Annotated in this window: 2 protein-coding genes and 1 pseudogene; all 3 read right to left on the bottom strand. The window is 30.5% G+C overall.

Features of this window, described 5'->3' with window-relative positions; translation table 11 throughout:
• Positions 1–141: 141 nt before the first annotated feature.
• Positions 142–780 (bottom strand): DNA repair protein RadC, encoded by a 639-nt coding sequence (radC, locus tag HG1285_RS18465; protein ID WP_008289185.1) that lies wholly within the window; start codon positions 778–780, stop codon positions 142–144.
• Positions 781–807: 27 nt separating this feature from the next.
• On the bottom strand, positions 808–1,290 hold the full coding sequence (locus tag HG1285_RS02210; RefSeq protein WP_008289184.1) for a BCAM0308 family protein: 483 nt from the start codon (positions 1,288–1,290) through the stop codon (positions 808–810).
• Positions 1,291–1,324: 34 nt separating this feature from the next.
• Positions 1,325–1,595: pseudogene (locus HG1285_RS19980) on the bottom strand (slipin family protein); the annotation flags it as partial.

The raw sequence follows: 1,595 nt of genomic DNA, 5'->3' as shown, positions 1-1,595 counted from the left end.
AAATTGTTTTCTAAAAGCACGTTTCGTATTGCATTTAATCCTTCAGATAAATATCCATCATCATTTACAAGTAAAACTTTATATTTTTTCATTAAATTAGCTCCTGTGATGCAAAACTGAAATATCCTTTATTACAAATTATTAAATGTCTAAAATTTCAAACCCCATTTCCAGAGAAAGTTTTTTTAAAAGGTTTGTAAATTCTATATCTTCCTTACTCGGCTCACAACTTCCTTCTGGATGATTATGTACCAGTATTATGCCGTATGCATTGTATTTTATAGCATAATAAAAAATATCTCTTGGTCTTGCGTTTAAAACATTTAAGGAACCTACTGCTACAACTTCTTTGCCAAGAAGTTCATTTAATGTATTTGTATAAATGGCTAAAAGTTTTTCCTGTCTTTCATTTTTTAAATCTTTAACAATCTCATAAACATCAGAAGGTGAAGAAAGAACAGTTTTTTCTTCTTCATTACATACTCTTTTTGCAAACTCAGCGATAGCGAGTATTTGAAGTGCTTTTGTTTTTCCTATTCCTTTTATTTTTGTTAAGTCTTCAAGTTTTACATTTTTTAAATTATCAATACCAAATTTTTTCATTATAAGGTCAGAAAGACCTATAACGTTCATACCTTTTGTTCCACTTCCTAAGGCAATGGCAAGAAGTTCACTTTCTGATAGAGATTGTATGCCGTATTTTAAAGCTTTTTCTCTTGGAAGAAGGTCTTCAGGTAATTCTTTGAGTTTTTTCTTATAAATATATTTTTCAAACTTCATATTATAAAAAAGGTACTAATTCCATATTTAATCTCTTTTCCAGCTAACTCTTATGTATTTCCAGCCTTCTGGGTACTGTATATTCAATTCTCCTTTATAAGCTTTATGAACAGCTTCACCAATTTTTCTTGCAAGATGTTCGTATGTAGTGGTTATAACTAATTTTCCGTCTTCTTCTTTTATTTCTATAATTCTTTCTAATGGTCTATAAGCCGTTTCATCTTCTTCAACATTTTTTATAAGGTTTAAAATTTCGTCTTTATGGTTTTGTAAAAACTCTCCTTCTAAATAGACTATTCCTCCCTCGTATTTGTCCTCAATTCTGCGACATGCCGGACATACCATTTTAGTTGCCCCTGAAGGCACTTCTTTCATCCATTGAAATATTCCATCATGAAAAACAACACCACATTTTTCGCAAACAGAAGGGTCATTATATTTTTCCTTGGTAAAGTATGGGTCATGGATGTATTCTTTTATTAATCTATCTTTTCTTTGGTTTTTAGGCATGGTATCCTCCATTTATGTTTTTTTTAATATTTAATCATTTATTTTTGAAAATTTCCATTATTTCAGTTGGAAATGGAAATACTATTGTTTTTGCATTTTGATGTCCAATTGTCGTAAGTGTTTCAAGGTATCTAAGCTGAACAGATATAGGATTTTTAGATAGAAGATTAGCAGCCTGAAGAAGTTTTTCAGCAGCCTGATACTCACCTTCTGCAGCAATTACTTTAGCTCTTCTTTCTCTTTCTGCTTCTGCCTGCCTTGCCATTGCTTTTACTAAATTGTCAGGTAAATCTATTCTTTTTAGT

The sequence above is a fragment of the Hydrogenivirga sp. 128-5-R1-1 genome (assembly GCF_000171895.1).
This window is presented reverse-complemented; position numbering and strand designations above follow the sequence as displayed.

Excerpts from the sequence above, each read along its gene's own strand:
- radC (WP_008289185.1), bottom strand. The coding sequence starts at position 780 with ATGAAGTTTGAAAAATATATTTATAAGAAAAAACTCAAAGAATTACCT.
- HG1285_RS02210 (WP_008289184.1), bottom strand. The coding sequence starts at position 1,290 with ATGCCTAAAAACCAAAGAAAAGATAGATTAATAAAAGAATACATCCAT.